This is a genomic window from Streptomyces sp. NPDC047869 (assembly GCF_040704065.1).
GTDB lineage: Bacteria > Actinomycetota > Actinomycetes > Streptomycetales > Streptomycetaceae > Streptomyces.
This window is the reverse complement of the sequence record NZ_JBEYRK010000017.1, coordinates 1-19,766: the sequence shown is the minus strand read 5'-3', so window position 1 is coordinate 19,766 and position 19,766 is coordinate 1. Positions and strand designations below refer to the sequence as shown.

Below are 19,766 nucleotides of genomic sequence, written 5' to 3'. Positions count from 1 at the left end.
GTCAATGGTGCAGCCGCGACGCGTCTCGGCAGGACTTGGCGCCCGAACAACGGGCGAGCGCGGTCAAGGTCTCGTGCAGCGCTTTCTCTTTCCCGTCACTCGGACTGCCTGCGAGATTCTTAAGCTCAGCGGGATCGGCCTGCGTGTCGTAGTATTCGCGTTCCCCGTCCGCGTACTCGACCCAGAGACTGTCCGCGGTCCGAAGCGCCTCGTACGTCGGCGGATTGCCGCTCTCCTTCGGAGCCGCGTCGGGATCGCCCTTGGACGTTCCGGGATGGTGATGCTCGACCAGAACGGACTCACGCCAGTCCTTCGGCGACGATCCGTGGAAGAGGTCGACAAGGCTGAGACCGTCGACGGCCGAGGGCGGCATCAGCCCCGCGAGCTGCTGGAACGTCGGATTGAGATCGGTGTTCTGCACCAGCTGGGAGGCGGTCCGCCCCGCCGGCACATCCGGTCCTGTCACCATCATGGGGACGCGGATATCGGTGTCGAAAGCGGTCTGCTTGCCCGGCCGCAGCCGGTGCTCACCCATGTGGAAGCCGTTGTCCGAGCCGAAGACCAGATACGTGTCGTCCGCGAGCCCCTTCTCCTTCAGCACGTCCTCCAGGTGGCCGATCAACCGGTCGACGGCCTGAACCGAGCGGACCCGCTTGGCGAACTTGCGGTCGATCTGCGTCTTCTCCTTGTTGCTCAGGGGCTTGAGATCGGCCTGCCACTTCGGCGCCCGCGCGGGCAGCCGGTCGTAGGCGGCGCTCCTCGGTGCCTTGAGCCCCGGGTAGCTGTTGGCGTCGCGGGGCGCGGGCGTGGAGGGCCCGTGCGGCGCGAAGGTGGCGAGTTCCAGCATGAACGGCTTGCTGTCCGCCGCCGAGGAACCGATGAAGGAGCCCGCCTTGGCGGACACCACGTCGGTCAGGTAGTCCTGCGGGTCATGGCCGTAGTGGACGACCTTGCCGTTCTCGTTGAGGTCGTAGTTGAACTCTGGATACCCGTTGCCGGCCACGTCCCATTCGTTCCAGCCCGGAGGCACGTACGGGTGATTGGTGCCGCTGGCGTCCTTCGGCTGGTAGCCGTTGAGGTACTTGCCCATGAAGCCGGTGCGGTAGCCGGCCTTCTGAAGAGCCGGCGCGTAGCACTTCTTCTCGTCGCCGTTCTTCATGAAGGCGCCGTAGCCTCCGTCGTCCCCGTTGTTGGTGAAGACCCCGGTGTTGTGGGGGTACTGCCCCGTGAGTATCGAGGAACGCGAGGGGCAGCAGAGCGAGTCGGTGACGAAGTAGTTCGAGAACGTCGTCCCCTGCTTGCTCATCTGCTGAACGTGCGGCATATACCGCACGAGATTCCAGGAGAGGTCGTCGGTGAGTACATAAATGATGTTGGGCTTGCGGCCCTGTTCAGAACTCCCCGCCAACGAGGGTGCGGACGCCCCGACCGCCGCGCTCTTGCCGGGCGCTGCCGAGCACCCGACGAGCAGCGCGGCGGCCACGGCAACCCACAGCAGGACGTGCCCTGCCGCACTCCTACCTGGTGACGATCCGTGCATGCACTCTCAACTCCCACTAGTCTGCCGGTCGGTGGGCCAGCGAGAGTAACAGCGCTTCTTGTGGATTCCTTGTGCCGAAGGGCCCAGCTCATCAGCGAGGTGCGCGTCCCACAGGCCCGGTGCCGAGGCGAAGATGTCACGGTGATACTTGCCGGCGAACTGGTGACCTGCTACCTGTTCGCGTCCAGCTTTCGTACTCGGGCAAGGCCGTCCACCGACCCGTTGACCGCCCTGTCGGCGTGTCCTCCGCCCTCGCACATCGTCGGCCTCCGGAGATCGCCGCATGCAGGCGAGTGAAGGAAAACAGTGGAGGGCCTGTGGCCTGCTCTGTTACGGTCCTGTGGCCGGCCGCGGGACTCCGGTGCGACTTCCGGAACCTGCCTCTGAAGCAATGATTCGCAGCTCGTGCCCCCATTCCCCGGCCGGCATCCGCACCCTTGAGGAAAGAATGGGATGGATTCGTACGGGGACCTCGTCGCAGCCGATGATGTACTGCTCTTCGTCAACGCGGCGATCACTTCCACCGGCCAGCGTGAATTCCACAGCGACGCGGGCGAGCAGCGGCTGTCCTTGGACTTCCTCCATGCATACATGCTGGGCAACTACCGTGACCTGTACGCCGGAGTACTTGCGCTCGACATCAACGACTACAACGCAGTCCTCATCATCAGACAGTTGATGGAGACCACCGGTGAGGCCACTGCCGACCAGCGTCGCAGCGAGGGCCGACTGATCGCGTGCCGTCTGGCGACGCTGCCGCCACAACGCGTGTACGGGCTGTTCGATGCCCTACGCCGGGCCGGGGTGAACAATCGTCGCACTCGCGCGATCATGCGTGACTGGCTGTCCGCCCGCCCGGACCTGGCGTTCGATGCCGTGAAGTACCGCGGCGGCCTCAAGCGAGCCCTTCGCCACGCACACCTGGCCCCTGCCACCGAAGAGCTAGGGGCGTTTGTATTTGCGCCGCTGACCCGCAAGCACTACGCGACACCTCTCTTGGAGACGTGGCGCCGCGCGCACTACGAGCAGGCCGCCCTGTATGAGCTGCCCTATACGGCTGCCGAGGGCTTCGCCGCCAAGCACAACATCCCCCGGGATGTTTTCCTGGAGCGCATAGCCCCGCGGATGACCCGCCTGGAGACCTTGCGGTTGCAGGAGTCCGCGCACAAGATCGGGATCACAGGAGTACAGGCAGACCTGTCCGGGATGCCGCTGACCCGGTTGGCAATCCATGTGCTTTCGCTGTCGGTCGAGGACCGCCTGCGCCGACGTGCCGAGCTGACCCACGCCCTGGAATCGGCCGCCGACCGGGTGGCCGGCTCCCACCGGGGGAGCTGGGGCAAGGTCACCGCCGTCCTGGACGACAGCTTTTCCGCTTTCGGTTCGGCTCACAAGCGTCGTCGACCGCTGGCCGTGGCACTGGCCTGCCACTATCTGCTCGCGGCCCTTGCCAGCAACTACACCGGGCTGTGGACGTCTGGGCGGACTGACGCACTGCTGACCCACCCGTACGGGCCGACGCCGTTGGGCCGGCGGATCCTCGACGCGCTGGACACCACACCGTCCAGGCTGGTGATCGTTTCCGACGGATGGGACAACGCACCTCCCGGCCTGGCCGCCGAGGTGCTGCGCATCTGGCGCACTCGGCTCGACCCCAAGCGTCGCACCAGCATCGTCCATCTCAACCCCGTCTACGACGCGGCCGATTTCGATGTACGTCGGCTGTCCTCGACGGTGCCCACCGCGGGTATCCGTGACGCCGAGGACCTTCCTGCCCTGGTGGAACTCGCCCAGTTCGCGGAAGGCCGGACTGGCCTGGCCGAACTGGTCACGTACATGAACACCCGTGCCGCTCGAATGCTGAGCGGACACCAGCAGGAGCAGGCGCGATGACCACACTGGGCCTGACCGGCCTGGCCGCCCGCCCCTCACAGGTCTGGGGTGCCGTCCGTCTGGTGCCGCTCGTACGTGACGAACCTGTCGCCGATCTCCGCCTGCGCTGTCAGCTCTACGGCGATGCGGCCGGTCTGGTCGAGGTCGGCCCACGCGATGCCTATATCTCCTACATCCCACATGGATTCGTCGCTACATGGACTGACGATGGCACGCCGGCAGCCGTCTACGGCACCCAGCTTTCCACCGACGGCAACGCGGTGCCCGCCGCCACAATGGGCCTGCACTTCCACCGCAGAATGGCCCGTCGCCGGGCCAAAGACCGGCTGCGGTTCCTCCCCATGCACCTGGCACTGGAAGGCTACCTGGCACTGCACTTCGGCGGCCCCTCCCTCGCCTGGGAGGAGTGGTCGCAGCGTGCAATCCGCCAAGGGCTCTCCCCGCGCGTCGAGGAAGCCTATGTGGGTGCCGAAGTACGCGGACTCGCCGACGCACTGCGCATCTTCGAGATCCACCCCAATCAATGCGGTGTGATGGTCTACGTCGCCGACGCACTCGCGTCCGCCTTCGCGGTCCCGCATCCCGACGACTACCGTGCCCTCCACCCAGCACTCCTGCAGGACCTGTACGGCGAACTGATCCACCACTACGCCACGCTGATGCCACCAGTACAGGATTTCCGGGCCCGCATCTCTGACTCGCAGATCCGCTCCCTAGCCCACCTGCGCACGGCAGTTGCCGAGCAGGAACATGCCTGGACATATTTTCACGACACAACTATGGCGTCCGGCCTGCTGGAGCACGCGTATACCTGGCAGTCGGTCTACCAGATGGGGCGCTTCACGCTCTCCCGCTTCCTGCCGCCGTTCCGTCCTAAGCAGGAGAACCACATCGGTGAGGCCATCACCGACGACAGGGGCAGGATCGCCTACCTCAAGACGTTTCGTCTGTCGGAGACCCAGGTCCGTCGCGGTCACCTTCTCAGCAGGCTTGCCGCCAACGACTGGCACCTGGCGAACACCGCAGCCGATCTTGGCATCAATGAGGCTCAGCTGGGGCTGCGCCTGGAGTCTGCCGGCTTCGGTCTCCTGCTCCGCCAGGACGTTTTGGATGGATACCGCAAGCAAGGACGAACCCGCACCGGCTGAGCGCGGCACAATCAACTGGCCTGCCACAGTAAATGCCGGATTTACTGCGGCAGAGCCCCTACCGTGATCACCGGGCCGCGCTGCGGCGGGACGCCGATCTCACGCAGATGGACTTGCAGGCTGACCAGGTTCATCGGCTGTCCGGGCTGACGGCCGGGGAAGAGCCACTGTGAGCTCCTGCTGCTGGCGTAGGGCAGATGCTGGCGGGACTGCAGGTAGGCCCGCATCAGGCCGGCGACGGGCTCCGGCGGCGGGGACGGCGGGTCTCCCAGCCGGACGGTGACGACGGTCTCGTCGCCGATGACGTCGTCGATGGTGAGGCGAACGATGCGGCTGACGGGTTGCGCATAGAGGAGAACGAGCGCGGCGGCGACGCGGGCCCGCAGGGGCAAGGAGAGTCCGGAACCGGCGGGGACACGTGGCACAGGCCGCCATGTGCGCAGTCCGCGGCGGGGTGGCAACGCCTCGCCGCCCTGTGCAGAAGAAGCCTTTCGGGGGCAGCGCCTGCGGTGAACAGGTCCAGCAGGGCCGGCCAGTGACCGTCGGCGGCCCTGGCACGGGCACCGCGCCGGTGGTGCTGAAGAATGCGTGATCACCATCGCCGCTTCTCACGGGCGATCCAGCCCTTCGTCCGAGCCAGTTGCTGGCGCGTTATCGCTAGCGGCTTCCGCCATGCCGTTATAGCGTTGTGATCAGCAGTCGTGGTTCCGAAGTTCCGTTCGCCCGTGATCGCCATCACGGGCGTTCTTGCTGTTCAGCGCCTCTCCGGACCAGGGCGATCACCTCCCGTGCGTGCAGGGTGCACGCACGGTTTCCCTCGAAGGAGACAGTCATGGCCAAGGGCACTGTGAAGTGGTTCAACAGCGAGAAGGGATTCGGTTTCATCGAGCAGGAGGGTGGCGGCCCCGACGTCTTCGCCCACTACTCCAACATCGCCGCCCAGGGTTTCCGTGAGCTGCAGGAGGGCCAGAAGGTCGAGTTCGACGTCACGCAGGGCCAGAAGGGCCCGCAGGCGGAGAACATCCGCCCCGTCTGATCGCGCGCCTCGGTAAGGCCCGGCATCCCGGCTTCGGGACGCCGGGCCTGACTGTCTGTCGGAGTGGTCACCGGGCGGGATCCGATCGGCCTCTCGGATGGGTCCCCATGAGCCACTGTCATGAACAGCAAGCGGAACTGCTGATGGGCCGGCACCGGACAGGTGCAGGGACGCGGGAACCCGCCCGGACCCGCACCCGACAACGGTGCGGCAGACGGGAATCGCCCTCCTTTAGGTGGGCGAGGATGTCAAGACACTGCACGGACGCCGAGATCGAGTCCAACTACGTCGACACGCACGGCGCGAGCGTCGTCGGGTTCGCCTTCACCGAGCTTCTGAATTTCCGTCTGCTGCTGAGGCTGAAGAACATCGGCAGCATCCGCCTGTACCGCCCGGACGACACCCCGCCCGGCTGGCCTGCCCTCGGTGCTTCGCTGACCCGGCCGATCCGCTGGGAGCTGATCGAGCAGCAGTACGACCAGATGGTCAAGTACGCCACCGCGCTCCGGCTCGGCACCACCGAGGCGGAGCAGGTACTGCGGCGCTTCACCCGCGGCGGCCCCAAGCACCCCACCTACCAGGCCCTGGAAGAACTCGGCCGCGCGGTGCGCACCATCTTCGCCTGCGACTACCTCGCCAGCCCCGGCCTGCGCCGGGAAATCCACGGCGGCCTCCAGGTCGTCGAGAACTGGAACAGCGCGAACAGCGTGCTGCATTACGGCAAGGACGGCTCCTTGACCGGCCCGGACAAGGAGCACGCTGAGACGTCGATGCTCGCGCTGCACCTGCTCCAGTCAGCGCTCGGGCACGTCAATACCCTGCTGGTGCAGCAGGTCCTGGCCGAACCGACGTGGGCGATGAAGCTGAGCGGTGAGGACCGGCGCGGCCTGACCGCGCTGTTCTGGTCCAACGTCAACCCGTACGGCACCTTCCGACTGGACATGAGCAAGCGCCTCGACCTCGGGCCGGCCGCTGCCGTGCCCCGCCCCCGCAGCCTGGCGGATGCCGTCGGCCGGTCGGCCACGACGATGTAATGAAGGGCTTTCAGGGTGTGGGCGACAGCGTTCGCCAGGACACCAGGGCGGCGATGGCTGAGGCCGCACCGGCCAGGGTGACGACCAGCGCCGGGGTCGCGACTTCGCCCAGCGCGCCTCCGGCTGCGGCGGCCAGGCCCTGCAGCGTCATCGTTCCGGTCAGCAGCAGGCCGAACGCTTGACCGCGCTGCGTCTCGGGCACCGCGTCGAGGAACCTGCGGGCCAGTGCGAGCTGGTAGGCGACGCCGAAACCGGACACTGTCAGCAGGATGGCGGCGTATCCCGGTGCGGGGTGCAGCGTGAACCCCAGCAGCGGCAGTCCGAGCGCAAGCGCCAGGGGGCGGGCCAGCCGCTCCCGGCGCGCAGGGCGTACCAGGCGGCCGACGATCAGGTTGCCGGCGAACATCCCGGCGGCGACCGCTGCGAACAGCAGACCGGCTGCGTCAGGCGCGCCGACCTGGGCGGCGTACGGGACCAGCACGCCCTCGGCGCCGACCATCAGCGCCGGTGCGAGCCATTGCGCCAGCAGCAGCGCCCGGACCGCAGGCCGGCGCAGCAGCGCCCGGTTCACCTGCCAGGTCTCGCTGATGCCGACTGAGGCGCCGGTGCGGCGGCGTGGGTGGTGAGACAGGCGCAGTTGCAGCAAGCCTGCCGAGGCTAGGCAGGTCGCGGCGGTGATCCAGAGCGCGCCTGGTGCGCTGACAGCGGCGATCAGCATGCCGCCGGCGGCGAAGCCGAGCACCTGCGTGCCGCCGGCCGCCATGGAGAAGACGGCACGGCCGAGCACGTAGCGGTCGCCGTCTAGCAGGTCGGGCAGAAGGGCGGTGCGCGAAGCGGAGGCGACGGCGCTGGGCAAGCCGGTGACGAACACCAGTACCAACATGGCCGGTACCGGCAGTAGACCGGCGGCGAGCACGATACTGACCGCGGTGCGCAGCACCTCGTAGCCGATCATGACGGTGCGCGGGGGCCAGCGGTCGGCGAAAGCCAGCAGCAGCGTGCCGCCCAGGGCATAGGGCAGGAATCCTGCCGCATACGCCAGCGCCGACATCAGCGGCGACCCGGTCGCCGCGTAGACGATCACGGACAGTGCGAGCATCCGCACCGTCTCGCCGATCAGGAAGAGCGTGTAGCTGCCGAACAGCACGCGGAACTGGCCCACAGCGAATACCTCGCGGCAGGTGGCCGAGCGTGCCGCGACGGGCGTGGTGGTCATGGCCGACAGCTTCACGGCAGCCCAGCCACGGTGACTATGCTTTCGCGTGGAGGCAAAACATGCTGGCCATCGAAGTGGGACCCGTCGACGTGGCGTGTACCCGCTACGCGATCTCGCCGCTGGGCGAGGCGATGCAGGCGCTGCGCGTCGCAGCCGGCGTGCAGGCCGCCGGCCCGCTCCGGCCGTGGGCCGAGCGCATCGCTCCCCGGTACAAGCAGCTGCGCCGGCAGGTGCCCGCAGTCGGGGCGCTGACGGCGCTGTTCCGCCGCGGCGCCTACAACGCCGACTTCATCCATCCGCCGCCGTCGGGCTCCGGTGGCGATTTCGCCGCTGAGCTGGCCGCCGTGCGCGCCACGTCCCTGCGCCGCGCACGTCTGGAACTGAGCCGCAACCTGGAGGGACTGCGGACGCCGCCACGCTACGTGCAGCGCATCCTCGACGCGCCGGACGTGGTCACCCAGCTCGCCGATGCGCTCGAGGCGAGCTGGCAGGCGCTGGTCGAGCCGGACTGGCCGCGGCTGCGGGCGGTACTGGAGCGCGACCTCGTCCGCCGCGCCGGGTACCTGGCGATGTACGGCTGGGCGGCAGCGCTGTCCGATCTCGACCCCCGGGTGAACTGGCGCTCCGAGGGGCAGGCCGGGACCATCGAGATGCGCACGGGCTCGCGTACCGAATGGGACCGGCACCGGCTGGCCGGCAAGGGCCTGCTGCTGATGCCGACGGTGTTCGGCACCCTGATCAGCTATGTCGAGCCGCCATGGCCCTACGCCCTGGTCTATCCCGCCCGGGGCATCGCGGACCTGCTCGGCCCAGTGGCGCGTGCACCGGGCGGCGAGGCCCTGAGCCGACTGGTCGGCCCGTGCCGCGCGGACGTGCTGCGCGCGCTGGACGTGCCTGCAACAACGACGCAGTTGGTCGCCCAGCTCGGCCTGAGCCTAGGCACCGTCGGCAACCATCTGGCGGTGCTGCGCGAGGCCGGCCTGGTCACCCGCACTCGCACCGGCCGGGCCGTCCGCTACGAGCACACACCGCTGGGGGCAGCCCTGGCGGCCGACTGAACGCCGCCGGGCGGCACATCTGGCCGCCCGAGGCGGGGTGCCATTGACGAACGCAATCCAACCGACAGGTAGCTGAGCTTGACGCTCTGGGGGTTTGAGTGTGCGGCGGATTGTGGGCAGAGCTGCGGTCTGCGTGGCCACGGTGCGCAGGGCCGACCAGCCGTCGGACGGATCGGCCCCGAAGTCCTAGCCCGGACACGTCCCAGCCGTCCGGGACCGGGCTGGTAGGTGAGCAGATGACGGGCCGTCATGCAGGCGTGGGCCGACCGGGACGCAGCAGTCGCCGCCTACCGGCTGCATCTTCCCGGCCCTGGCAGCGAAGGCATCGTCCTGGACGACGTCCTCTCCTCCGTCTGTCCGTCGAGTGGGCCGGTCGGACGGCACAGGCTGCGCGTGTCAACAGTCATCAGCTTCTGTATCGCCGGGACCAAGGTGGCGGCCCGCTCCGGGGCAAGGGCTTCGGTCGCCGGTCGGAACGCGGCAGCCTTCCCCCACACGTCGCAGCGAGCAGGAGACGAACAGCTCCATCCACTCCGGCGACTCCATCGCGCGGACCATCATCCCGGTCCACTCCTCGCCCGCTTGCAGATCCGTGCCGGCCAGACCGACGACGGGCGCCAGCGGCTTCTCGACCTGTACGAGTCCGTCGGCAAGGATCGGAGGGAAGTCCACGCGTGGCTGTGGCGTGTGGTGCTCGCTGATCTCGGTGACGGCACACGCACGCTGACCACGACGGGCCGCTGGCGTGAAGCCTTGGCTCACATCGAGCAGCACCGGGGCGTGGGCACAAGGGTGCTCGACGGGCGGCAAGTTGCCGTCGTAGCAGCCCTCACGGGAGGCGGCAGGGAGCAAGCGGCGGCGTTGCTCGCCGACACAACTCCCGGCGAGCCCTGGGAACAGGCGGTCACCGCGTGCCTGACGGTGCTGTCTCGCCGCGACGCAGGCCACTGCCATGACGGCATCGGGGCCGAGCTGGTGGACACCTACCTCAGCCGTGAAGCCGAACCGGGCCTGACCGTCTTCGATACTCGGCTCGGCCTCACGGTCCTGGACGCGGTCGGGCCCGAGCACCCCGGAGCCAGGCGACTCGTTGAGGATCTGATGCGACGCATCAGGGAAGCACGCAGCGGGTACGCCGCCCGCGACGTGGTGTCGCATGCGCTGTTGCCTGCGCTCGCCACCGAACGCGAGGCACAGGCGTGCCGCGACCTGGTCCGGTCCTGCGGCCTGGGAGCAGGAGTTCTCCCAGACGAACTGTCGGGCGACCTCTCATCAGCTCTCGATCGCAGCGAAGTAGTGCTTCACCAGTTCCTCTGCCGCCACAGCGACGTCGAACGCACCTACCGGGTGAGTGAGTCCGGGCGCGTAGATTCCGGGCGCGTAGATTCCGGGCTGTCGGCGCTCGCGGCTACGCTCGAACACATGAGCGTGCCTACTGAAGGGCTGACTCTGGGGGCCGTCAGCCTGGCAGCGCCGAGTCGACGACGCTACCGGGTCTATTCGCAGTGCACCGGGCTTCAGCCACCTTCCCCGCGCGCGGTCGGCCTGCCTGGTCGCCTTCCGGGCCGGCGCTGGTGCCGGTGCCGCAGTTTGTGGAGGGGCTGACCGATTCGGTGACCGGCGCGGCGCCGCGGTGAACTGCTGAGATGCCCGGCCGTGGTCCGGTCCACCCCCGTCCGGCAGCCCCGGCCCGATCTCTTGCACCATTTCCCGATGTTCGATGGGTGTTCGATGGGCATGTGTTCTAACCTCCTGACGATCCGTAATGGGGCGATGACCGCGTTGGCGAGGCGGTCGGCTGCGGCGTGCGCGAAGCCCGGCCGACTGGCCTTTGCCCGCGTTGCAGAGGTGCTGCGCGTCATCCGAGCAGTCAGCGCGCCATGAGAACGGCCCCGATGTAAAGGCGACACCTGCCCATGACCGAGCACGGAAACAACCCCAGCGGAGCGATGAGGCGAAGAACCGTCCTGCGTGGTGGTGGCGGCCTGCTCGCCACGGCCGCGGCGGGCCTGCTCCCGGGGTGCTCCGTGTCCGGCGACGACTCGGGAGCCAGGACCCCGAAGAAGGGCGGCGTCCTGCGCGTCGGCTGCACCGGCGGCAGCGCAAAGGACACCCTCGACCCTCACAATCCCGTCATCTGGCCCGACCACGCACGGGCGGTGAACCTGTTCGAGCGGCTGTTCGTCCATGACGAGAGATACCGCGTCAAGCCCCTGCTCGCGGACTCGATGGAGCCGTCCAAGGACGGCAGGGCCTGGACGCTGAGGCTCCGTTCCGGGGTGGAGTTCCACAACGGCAAGACCCTGGACGCCGACGACGTCATCGCCTCCCTGCGCAGGATCGCGAACCCCAAGGCGCCCGCCGCCGGGGCCAGCAGCCTCGCCGTGGTCGACGTCGCGGACCTCAAGCGGATCGACTCCCTGACCGTGCGGATCCCGCTGAAGACTCCGTACGCCCTGCTGGAGGACCTGCTCGCGCAGACCGTCATGGCTGTCGTCCCGGCGGACTTCGACCTCAGGAAACCCATCGGCACCGGCCCGTTCGTCTACAAGTCGTTCACCCCCGGGGACGAGAGCGTCTTCACCAGGTTCGACAACTACTGGCGTCGCCCGGCCCATGTCGACCAACTGCACATCATCGACTTCCCCGACGACACGGCCAGGGTCAACGCGCTGCTCAGCCGGGAGATCGACGCCATGGACAACCTGCCGCTCGAGCAGATGGAGTTGGTCGAGGCCCAGGGCTGCAAGGTCCTGATCTCGGAGCCCGGGGCCTGGACCCCGCTGACCATGCGCCTGGATACCGGCCCCTTCGACGACGAGCGGGTCCGCCAGGCGATGCGGCTGATCGTCGACCGGCCGCAGATGGTCCGCCAGGTGCTCAGAGGACAGGGACGCATCGGCAACGACCTCTACGCACCCTTCGATCCGGCGTACAACCACGATCTGCCGCAGCGCGTCCAGGACCTCGACAAGGCCAGATTCCTGTTGAAAGCCGCCGGGTACGAGGGGCTCAACGTGGAGCTGGTCACCTCCAACGGCATCGGCATCGGCGCGGTCGAGACCGCGCAGCTCTTCGCCCAGCAGGCCAGGGGCGCCGGGGTGACGGTGCGGGTCCGCAAGACCGACTCCGCGACCTTCTACGGCGACAAGTACCTGAGCTGGCCGTTCGCCATGGACTACTGGTTCACGCGGAACTACCTGGCGCAGGTGGAACAGGGATCGATCAAGGGCGCCCCTTACAACGAAACGCACTGGAGGGACCCGGAGTTCGTCTCCCTCGTCAACGAGGCCCGCGGCCAGTTCGACGAGGGCAAGCGCAACGAACTGCTCAAGGCGGCCCAGAAGATCGAGTACGAGCGCGGCGGCTATATCGTCTGGGGCTTCAAGAACCAGGTCGACGCGTACGCGGCCGGGGTCGGCGGACTGGTCCCGACCCCCAGCCACCCCTTGTCCGACTACCGGTTCCGCGACTTCTCCGTCGACGGCTGAGGGCCGAAGCCGTGCACGGGCGCCGCCCGGCAGGGCAAAGACCGCCGCCCGAGCGCCGGGCTCCTCGAAGGCCCGGCCCCGGACCGGCCGGCACGCCCATCGTCACCGTTCTCTCTGCACGACGCTTGAACCCCACGGGCAAAAAGGCTGTAGTCTCCGCCCGTTCGGACAAGCGATACAGATCAGCACGGCAACTCACCCAGGCAACAGAGCAGCTTGCCCGTACGACATCGTTCCGGAGGCTTGGTGTCCCCGCACAAGGTGGAAGCAGCGGAACAGGCACGTCGGGGAGCGCGGGTTCGGCGAAGGGCCGACGTGTTCCTCGACCGCTGGCCGTTCCAGCGCAAGCTCAATGTGCTGGTGATCATCCCTGCCGCGGTGGTCGCCGCCATCCTCGCCTACGTCATCGCGGGCCAGGTCGCACAGGCGCAGTCAGCGGCGCGCACTGCGGCCCTCGTGCGCAGCAGCGAGCAGGTCGCCTCCCTCGTTGACGACCTGCAGAGGGAGCATCAGCAGGCGATTCTGCTCTCGGTGCGCTACCAGGCCGCGGAGCCCGGTGGGCCCGCGCCGTCGCCGCGGGACTACCGCCGGGCCCAGCGGGCCGTCGACCACCAGGTCGCCGAGGTCCGCTCCGCGTTCGGATCCCGCCTTCCCGCGGCGGAGACCAGGGCGTTGCGGGGCGTCGCCGGGCTGACCGGGCTGCGCAAGACGGTCGAAGGCGCCTACCTCCCGGCCGACAGCATCGACCCGGCCTATGGCTCCATGGTGTCCAACCTCATCGACGGGCTCGGCCTCGGCGGATCCGCGGGCGGTGCGGTGTCGTCGCCCGAGAACGTCCTGGACACCCTGCTGCGCGCGGACGCCGCGCATGCCGCGTTCGAGACCGGTGTCTTCTCCGCCCAGACCGGCGACTCCAGCGCGCTCACGGAATTCACCGGCGCGGTGGGCAGCCTCCAGCTCTACAACCACCACGCCCAGCGCTTCAGCCGGATCGCCTCGGTGGCCCAGAGCGGCCGGCTGGCCCGGATCGAGCGCAACGCGCACCAGAACGCCATCCGGTCCGAGTTCGCGTCCCTCCAGTTCGATCCCTCCTCCCTGGAGGCCAGGGACCTCGACGAGGTGCGGGCGGCCGTCGACAAGGCCATCGCGGCGTATCCGACGTACGAGAAGCAGGCGTCCACCCGGCTGGAGATCACCCGGTCACTGATCCACCAGATCGCGGACGACGGCGACCGGGCCTCTTCCGAGGCTTGGTGGCGAGTGGGGTGGCTGCTGACCGCGGTGGTGCTGATCTTCGCCTTCTGGCTGCTGCTCTCCCTCCTGGTCCGGCGCTCCGTCGTGCGGCCCGTGCGGATGCTGACCGCCGCGGCCCAGCAGGTGGCCAGGGCGACCGGGCAGGAGCTCGCGCGGGTGGCGGACGACGAGGCCGAGGACGACGGCCGGCTCAGGCTGAACGCAGTGCCGGTGCGGGCACGCGACGAGATCGGCACGCTGGCGGAGGCGTTCAACGAGGTACAGGAGGCGGCCGCCGCCCTGCTGCAGCGCCAGGTGCTCAGCCGGCGCAATGTGGCGGAGATGTTCGGCAACGTCGGGCGGCGCGTCGGCAACCTGACCGCGCGCCAGCTGGCGCTGATCGATGCGGTCGAGCGTGAGGAGACCGACCCCGCGCTGCTCGACCAGCTCTACCACATCGACCACCTGGCGGTGCGCCTGCAGCGCAATGCCGACAGTCTGATGCTGCTCGCCGGGCTGGCGGAGACCGCTCTCGAGGCCCGGCCGACGGCGCTGACCAACGTCGTACGGGGCGCGCTCGCCCAGATCGAGGAGTACCAGCGGATCCACCTGCGTGTGCTGGACGAGGTCACCGTCGCGCCCGACATCGTCGGCGATCTGACCCTGATGCTCGCCGAGCTGATGGAGAACGCGGTGGCGTTCTCCCCTGCCGAGAGCCCCGTCGAGGTGCGGGTGCGCTCCCAGGGCGAGGCGGCGGTGGTCGAGGTCGTCGACCACGGGCTCGGCATGAGCGCCGAGCGTCTGAAAGAGGAGAACGAGCGGCTGGTGCGCCGCGAGCGGCTCGACCTTGTCCCCACCAAGGTCCTCGGGCTCTTCGTGGTCGGCCGGATCGCCCGGCGCTGGGGCATCAGGGTCACGTTGACCGCGACGATGGGTGGTGGGGTCACCAGCAGGGTCTTCATCCCCTCGACGCTGCTCATGCCGTTGAGCCACGTGCCCACGGTGTTCGCGGGCGAGGACTTTTCCTCGTCGGTCCTTCCCACCCGGAGTCGGCCCGTGGGGCCCGCCAAGCCCCCAGCGCTCACCGGGCCTGCCGTCACATCCGCCGTTCCCCAGCAGCATCCCCAGCCCTCGCGGCGAACCCCCGCGGATGGCGCACCGCGGGACAGCACCGGGAAGGAGCCCGCACCGTTGCCGCGACGTGTCCCGCGGACCGCGCACACGGCCGGTCCGCCCCCCGAAACCCGGTCCGCGAACACCGCCGAAAGGGCCGCAGCGCAGGCGCAGGAACACCCGGATGGCGAGGCACTCACCCCGGCACCGGCCGCGCCGCCGCTACGGCGCCGCGTGCGCGGCGCCACGCTCGAGAACGCCGCGGCGGCACGCCGGCCGACGCCGACGTCGCGCCGGCCGCTCGACGCGGAGGCGGTCCGCTCCTCGATCGAAGAGTTCGAGGAGGCGGTGGCCCGGGCCGAGCGCGAGAGCGCGCAGCCGGGACAACAGCCGACTCGGATGCCGGCATCACCAGAATCCCCAAAGGGACCGGAAGGAGTGGGGCAGTGACCACGTCGACAGGTGGAACTCAATCCAACCCAGTGGAGCCCGTTGACCTGCGTGCCGCCGCAGAGGACTTCACCTGGCTGCTCAACCGATTCGCGACGGAGACCGCGGGCGTGGTGGATGCCATCGCCGTCTCCTCCGACGGTCTGCTGATAGCGGTCTCGCGGCTGTGCGACCACGCGGACTCCGAGCGTCTCGCGGCGATCGTCTCGGGAATCACCAGCCTGGCCGCCGGCGCTTCGGGCAACTACGGCCTCGGCGCCCTCAACAAGGTGATCATTGATCTGGAAGGAGGCCATCTCCTCGTCTCCGCGATCGGCAGCGGATCCGTGCTCGGCGTCGTCACCTCGAACGAGGCGAAGCTGGGGAACGTCGCCTACGAGATGACCCTGTTCGCCAACCGGGTGGGCGCGGCCCTCAGCCCCGAGCTGGTCCTCGAGCTCAAGAACAGCGTCGGTTCCCCGGCCACCGGGTGAACCGTCCGCCACCACATGCAGCAGGAAGGAAAGACCCAGAATGGCGTCCGAGGGTGGTCAGCACCACCCGGGCTCCGGCGGTTCGGGATCCGCCGGCCGCCCTTCGGCGATCCGGCCGTTCCTGCTGACCGCGGGAAGGGTTGCGGGTAGCGACGCGGTAGCGCCGCTCCCCATCGAGACCCAGGTCGTGACCACCTCGTTGGGCTTGGCCACCCTCGAAACCCTGGCCTTCGAACACCGCGACATCGTCGCCGTATGCCGGCGGCCGCAGTCGCTGGCCGAGGTCGCCGCGAAGCTGCACCTGCATCTGAACGTCGTCCGTGTGCTCGCGGCCGACCTGCGCGCCCATGCGCTCCTCGCCGTATACGTGCCCAGTGCCGATGCCTCCCGCGACGTCTCCGTTCTGCAAAGGGTGATCGATGGTCTCCGTGGCGTCGCCGAATCCGAAGGGATACACCGTGACAGCCAACGGGATTGACGCACCGTGCGTCTCACACGAGACCGAACGGCCGCCCCTTCCCGTGAAGATGGTGATCGCGGGCGGGTTCGGCGTCGGCAAGACCACGACGGTGGCGTCAGTCTCGGAGATCGAACCGCTCACCACCGAGGCGTCGATCACCGAGGTCGCGGCGGGCGTGGACGATCTCAGCCACACCCCTCATAAGACCACCACCACGGTCGCCATGGACTTCGGCTGCATCACCCTCGATCCAACCCTGAAGCTGTACCTGTTCGGGACGCCCGGCCAGGAGCGTTTCGGCTTCATGTGGGACTACCTGGTGGAGGGCGCCCTGGGCGGATTGGTGATCGTCGACACCCGCCGCCTCGACGACTGCTTCGCCGCGGTCGACTACTTCGAGCACCGGGACATCCCGTTCGCGGTGGCCGTCAACGCCTTTGACGGCGAGGTCGCGCACGAGCTTGACGAGGTGCGCTGGGCGCTGGACGTCAGCGACCACGTCCCGCTGTTCGTCTTCGACGCCCGAGAACGGGGCTCGGTGCTCGACGCACTGCTGGTGGTACTCGACCATGCGCTGAAGCGGGCGGAGACGTAGGCGGTACACGCCCGTCCGCAGGTGGTCGGCGGCGGCGACGGTGACGGCCGTCTCCACCGCGGCACGTGCTGGCCTGCCCGTTGCGCCCGCCGCACCCAGCGGCGACCGCGTCGTACGGCGCCGTAGCCGCCGTACGGAGACCAACCACGACGACCATCAGCAGCAGGGCGGGCGCCGATTCGGTGCGGGCGCGCTCAACGGTGCGGGACGACGGCGCAGAACGCACCGGACGGGGGAGCGCGACCTGTGGAGCACTGATGGTCATGTCGATGTGTCTGCCTGGGGGAGGAGGAGCGGGGCGGCCACCACACGAGGCACCGGCGGCATGAAACACCTGAACTGCCGTCCCACAGCGCCCACGGGATACGCGGTGCCACCAACCCCCAGGAGTGCACATTCAGGCGCAATATCAATGCCCGCCAACCGAGACACACGAGCGGAGCCTCGGACTGACGACGGTCGTCGACTTCCCTTCGGAAGCGAGACGCCGAAGAAGGTGGACACGGCCTTCGCCGCGTTAACCCAGTGGTCCCCCAGGGAGTGGATCTCACCGAAGACGCTGGTGAGTGCGGCGACCAGGGCGAGGCCCTCGATGGAGCGGCTGCGGTCGGTCATGCTGGGTGTGCTCCTCATCTCGGCTTCTCGGGGGGTGTGCTGGGCGGCCGGCCTTCTGACCGATGCGTGGGCCGCCCGCGTTTCCGCCCCGGCCTGCATCGCCGGGGCGGAGCTGTGTCAGAACGGTGGGTGTGCTGGCTCCTCTACACCGCCGGACCGCCAGGGGCGGGACGGGGGAATCAGGCAGCCGTTGGCGCCCCGCCGCTGTCGTTCTGGTGTCGGCGGGACGCAGCGGGTGGTGCATGTGGCCAGGCGGCCTGTCCGGTCCTCGTCCGGCCCCGGGTGTGGGGTGAGGGCGAGGGTCAGGCAGAGCGTCAGGTCAGCGGGTGGTGCGGGTGCTGATCAGGCGGGCGATCCACGACCGCAGCCGGTCGAAACGGGTGGGGTGGGTGTGCCGCCAGGCGGTGGGCCACACGCCGTGTTCGGTCGGGGAGGAGCGGGACTTGCCGCACGTGCATGTTCAGAGGTACGGCACGGTGTGGCCGTCGTCGCGGGTCGCGGTGACCTTGGCCGGGGGGTGCCGTCGTGGCGTCCGTGGAAGGTGCCGAGCAAGTACTCGGTCTCCTGCTGCGTCGGCACCTGCACGTCGCGGCTGGGCGCGGAGGCGACCGCGGCGCAGAAGGCGGTCGACCGTTCGTCGATCAGCCGCAGCAGATCGGGGAACTCCAAAGTGGTCTCCACCCCGGGTGTCCATCACCGTCCTCCGGCAGCCGGACAGCGATTTACCTGGCCGACGCGCGGACGCGAGGCCGGGTCCCGCGCCCTCGGACGCTCCGCAGCGGTGAAGAACGCATCGGTGGGGCACGAGGGATGAGGAATCCGGCGAGGACGTCGCGCACCGTCACCCGCCTCCACCCCCGGAGGCGGGTGGGTGACACCGGGCGCGCATACTCGTGGATCGTCGCGGCGCCGTGAAGTGCGGTGACTGCCGTGACGGGCACGCTGAGCAGGCAGGAAGGCTGATGGGGGATATGAGCGAGGCGAAGGAAACAGTGGTCCCGGAAGTGGTGGACAGTCCCGCTACGCGGCGGCAGTCGCGCCAGGGCCTGGCGCGATGGCTACTGCGTCACCAGGTGCAGCCGGTGGGGCCGGCGGGCCGGTGCGGCGCACACCGAGCCGCATGCCTGGTGGAGTGGCGCTCGCGGTAGTCAACCGGGTCGAAACGTGGCGGCCGGCCGCCACGGGAGCCGAGCTTCCTGCGGGAGGCAGGCTGACGCGGCGCGGTCTCCACCGCCGTCGCCGCCGGCCCCGGGCGGGGCGGTACGACGACGCCCTCGACCAGCACAGTGGGCGTACCCCGTACTCCGCATTCGACGGACCGCGCGGTCACGTACGGCGGCCGGTCGCCGACGACGACGCAGTCCTCGTCGGTGTGCGCCGGTACACGCCCCGGCCTGCTGCCCTTGTGCGGGTACGGATGGATCTCCTGGGCCGAGTGGGTCGTGCTCACGGCGGGAGGTGGCGCTGGAACCACTCCCGTGCCAGGCGCGCCACCCGCTCCAGGGCTCCCGGCTCCTCGAACAGATGGGTGGCCCCCGGTACCAGCTCCAGCAGCGTCTCGCCGGGGATCCGCCGCATCGCCTCGCGGTTGAGTTCGATCACCTCCTTGTCCAGGGACCCGACGATCAACAGGGTCGGCTGGCGCACCGTCTCCAGGGATTTCTCCGCGAGATCCGGCCGGCCGCCCCGACTGACGACCGCGCGGACTGCGTCCGGCCGCGCCGATGCCGCGACCAGTGCGGCCGCCGCGCCTGTGCTGGCACCGAAGAGGCCGATGCAGAGATCCATGACGGGCTCATACTCCCGGAGCCAGTCGGCGAGTTCCACCACACGCGCCGAGAGGATCCCGATGTCGAAACGGAACTCGCCGGTCATGAGGTCCAGCCGTTCCTCCCGCTCGGTGAGCAGGTCGGCCAGCACGGTCGCGAAACCCGCGGTCTGCAGCTCACCGGCTACGTAGCGGTTCCGCGGGCTGTGGCGGCTGCTGCCACTGCCGTGTGCGAACAGCACGGCGCCCTGCGGCTCGTCCGGCACCGTCACGTCCGCGTCGAGCATGGCACCCGCGGCGGGTACCCGTACGCTTTGCATCACCGCGTTCACGGTGGCCTCCTCCCGTGCGGCCGGATCACAGTCCGACCGGATAGGTCTCGGGCGCCTCGCCCTCCGTCCACCGGGCGGTCCGCTCTAGCGGTTCCAGCGCCCGGGTCTCGTCGATGTGGATCACGGCGTCGAACTGGTCCGCCACCCGGGCCCGGAAATAATGGCTCTGCCGCTCGGTGCGCGGACGGTAGATCACGCCGATGGCCCGCTCCAGCCGCGCCGTGCGCAGCGCCGCGGCTCTCCTGGGCCACCCGGTAGAGGACCAGCTCGGTCTCCGGCTCCAGGGCGGGCAGGTCGGCGTCGAAGCGGCG

General features: G+C 69.1%; 16 protein-coding genes and 1 pseudogene. 11 read left to right on the top strand and 6 right to left on the bottom strand.

Annotation, left to right across the window (positions count from 1 at the left end; translation table 11 throughout):
* Position 1: 1 nt before the first annotated feature.
* Complete coding sequence (locus AB0924_RS22095) at positions 2-1,483, bottom strand: sulfatase (RefSeq protein ID WP_366912262.1); 1,482 nt, start codon at positions 1,481-1,483, stop codon at positions 2-4.
* Between the two features lie 510 nt (positions 1,484-1,993).
* Here AB0924_RS22095 and AB0924_RS22090 point away from each other — a divergent pair.
* On the top strand, positions 1,994-3,433 hold the full coding sequence (locus tag AB0924_RS22090) for a hypothetical protein (protein WP_366912261.1): 1,440 nt from the start codon (positions 1,994-1,996) through the stop codon (positions 3,431-3,433).
* Entirely contained in the window at positions 3,430-4,581 is a 1,152-nt protein-coding gene (locus AB0924_RS22085; RefSeq protein WP_366912260.1) for a hypothetical protein, read from the top strand. The genes AB0924_RS22090 and AB0924_RS22085 overlap by 4 nt, the downstream gene beginning before the upstream one ends.
* A gap of 41 nt (positions 4,582-4,622) precedes the next feature.
* Here the strand turns inward: AB0924_RS22085 and AB0924_RS22080 are convergent, their stop codons facing one another.
* Positions 4,623-5,006: a hypothetical protein gene (locus AB0924_RS22080; RefSeq protein WP_366912258.1), complete on the bottom strand. Its 384-nt coding sequence runs from the start codon at positions 5,004-5,006 to the stop codon at positions 4,623-4,625.
* 407 nt (positions 5,007-5,413) lie between these two features.
* Between AB0924_RS22080 and AB0924_RS22075 the strand changes: the two genes are divergently transcribed.
* Both AB0924_RS22075 and AB0924_RS22070 read left to right on the top strand, forming a co-directional pair.
* On the top strand, positions 5,414-5,617 hold the full coding sequence (locus tag AB0924_RS22075; protein ID WP_020120296.1) for a cold-shock protein: 204 nt from the start codon (positions 5,414-5,416) through the stop codon (positions 5,615-5,617).
* A gap of 245 nt (positions 5,618-5,862) precedes the next feature.
* The gene (locus AB0924_RS22070) at positions 5,863-6,651 is read left to right on the top strand and encodes a Tn3 family transposase (RefSeq protein WP_366912257.1); all 789 of its coding nucleotides are present in this window, start codon (positions 5,863-5,865) and stop codon (positions 6,649-6,651) included.
* A 10-nt stretch (positions 6,652-6,661) separates the two neighbouring features.
* Here AB0924_RS22070 and AB0924_RS22065 read toward each other — a convergent pair whose 3' ends face one another.
* Positions 6,662-7,867, bottom strand: coding sequence for an MFS transporter (locus AB0924_RS22065; protein ID WP_366912256.1), 1,206 nt, complete (start codon positions 7,865-7,867; stop codon positions 6,662-6,664).
* A 59-nt stretch (positions 7,868-7,926) separates the two neighbouring features.
* Between AB0924_RS22065 and AB0924_RS22060 the strand changes: the two genes are divergently transcribed.
* The 7 genes and pseudogenes from AB0924_RS22060 (at position 7,927) to AB0924_RS22030 (ending at position 16,740) form a co-directional block, all read left to right on the top strand.
* Positions 7,927-8,925 (top strand): winged helix-turn-helix domain-containing protein, encoded by a 999-nt coding sequence (locus tag AB0924_RS22060; protein ID WP_366912254.1) that lies wholly within the window; start codon positions 7,927-7,929, stop codon positions 8,923-8,925.
* A gap of 573 nt (positions 8,926-9,498) precedes the next feature.
* Positions 9,499-10,239 (top strand): annotated as a pseudogene (locus AB0924_RS22055) (hypothetical protein); the annotation flags it as partial.
* A 602-nt stretch (positions 10,240-10,841) separates the two neighbouring features.
* Positions 10,842-12,416 (top strand): ABC transporter substrate-binding protein, encoded by a 1,575-nt coding sequence (locus tag AB0924_RS22050; RefSeq protein ID WP_366912253.1) that lies wholly within the window; start codon positions 10,842-10,844, stop codon positions 12,414-12,416.
* Between the two features lie 315 nt (positions 12,417-12,731).
* A complete protein-coding gene (locus AB0924_RS22045; protein ID WP_366912251.1) occupies positions 12,732-15,212 on the top strand; it encodes an ATP-binding protein in 2,481 nt (826 codons plus the stop codon).
* A complete protein-coding gene (locus AB0924_RS22040) occupies positions 15,209-15,685 on the top strand; it encodes a roadblock/LC7 domain-containing protein (RefSeq protein WP_366912250.1) in 477 nt (158 codons plus the stop codon). Before AB0924_RS22045 ends, AB0924_RS22040 begins: the two co-directional genes overlap by 4 nt.
* Positions 15,686-15,725: 40 nt before the next feature.
* Positions 15,726-16,163, top strand: coding sequence for a DUF742 domain-containing protein (locus AB0924_RS22035; protein WP_366912249.1), 438 nt, complete (start codon positions 15,726-15,728; stop codon positions 16,161-16,163).
* A gap of 49 nt (positions 16,164-16,212) precedes the next feature.
* On the top strand, positions 16,213-16,740 hold the full coding sequence (locus AB0924_RS22030) for an ATP/GTP-binding protein (RefSeq protein WP_366912355.1): 528 nt from the start codon (positions 16,213-16,215) through the stop codon (positions 16,738-16,740).
* Between the two features lie 1,681 nt (positions 16,741-18,421).
* On the opposite strand, the gene AB0924_RS22025 is transcribed toward AB0924_RS22030, so the two are convergent.
* From AB0924_RS22025 to AB0924_RS22015, 3 genes are read right to left on the bottom strand one after another with little or no spacing between them, the layout of a single operon-like run.
* Positions 18,422-18,805 (bottom strand): hypothetical protein, encoded by a 384-nt coding sequence (locus AB0924_RS22025; RefSeq protein ID WP_366912248.1) that lies wholly within the window; start codon positions 18,803-18,805, stop codon positions 18,422-18,424.
* Complete coding sequence (locus tag AB0924_RS22020) at positions 18,802-19,455, bottom strand: alpha/beta hydrolase (RefSeq protein WP_366912246.1); 654 nt, start codon at positions 19,453-19,455, stop codon at positions 18,802-18,804. The genes AB0924_RS22025 and AB0924_RS22020 overlap by 4 nt, the downstream gene beginning before the upstream one ends.
* Before the next feature lie 25 nt (positions 19,456-19,480).
* Complete coding sequence (locus AB0924_RS22015) at positions 19,481-19,651, bottom strand: erythromycin esterase family protein (RefSeq protein ID WP_366912245.1); 171 nt, start codon at positions 19,649-19,651, stop codon at positions 19,481-19,483.
* Between the last annotated feature and the right edge of the window lie 115 nt (positions 19,652-19,766).

Coding starts and splice junctions, on each gene's coding strand:
- AB0924_RS22090 (WP_366912261.1), top strand. CDS start 1,994: ATGGATTCGTACGGGGACCTCGTCGCAGCCGATGATGTACTGCTCTTC.
- AB0924_RS22085 (WP_366912260.1), top strand. CDS start 3,430: ATGACCACACTGGGCCTGACCGGCCTGGCCGCCCGCCCCTCACAGGTC.
- AB0924_RS22075 (WP_020120296.1), top strand. CDS start 5,414: ATGGCCAAGGGCACTGTGAAGTGGTTCAACAGCGAGAAGGGATTCGGT.
- AB0924_RS22070 (WP_366912257.1), top strand. CDS start 5,863: ATGTCAAGACACTGCACGGACGCCGAGATCGAGTCCAACTACGTCGAC.
- AB0924_RS22065 (WP_366912256.1), bottom strand. CDS start 7,867: ATGACCACCACGCCCGTCGCGGCACGCTCGGCCACCTGCCGCGAGGTA.
- AB0924_RS22060 (WP_366912254.1), top strand. CDS start 7,927: ATGCTGGCCATCGAAGTGGGACCCGTCGACGTGGCGTGTACCCGCTAC.
- AB0924_RS22050 (WP_366912253.1), top strand. CDS start 10,842: ATGACCGAGCACGGAAACAACCCCAGCGGAGCGATGAGGCGAAGAACC.
- AB0924_RS22035 (WP_366912249.1), top strand. CDS start 15,726: ATGGCGTCCGAGGGTGGTCAGCACCACCCGGGCTCCGGCGGTTCGGGA.
- AB0924_RS22030 (WP_366912355.1), top strand. CDS start 16,213: ATGGTGATCGCGGGCGGGTTCGGCGTCGGCAAGACCACGACGGTGGCG.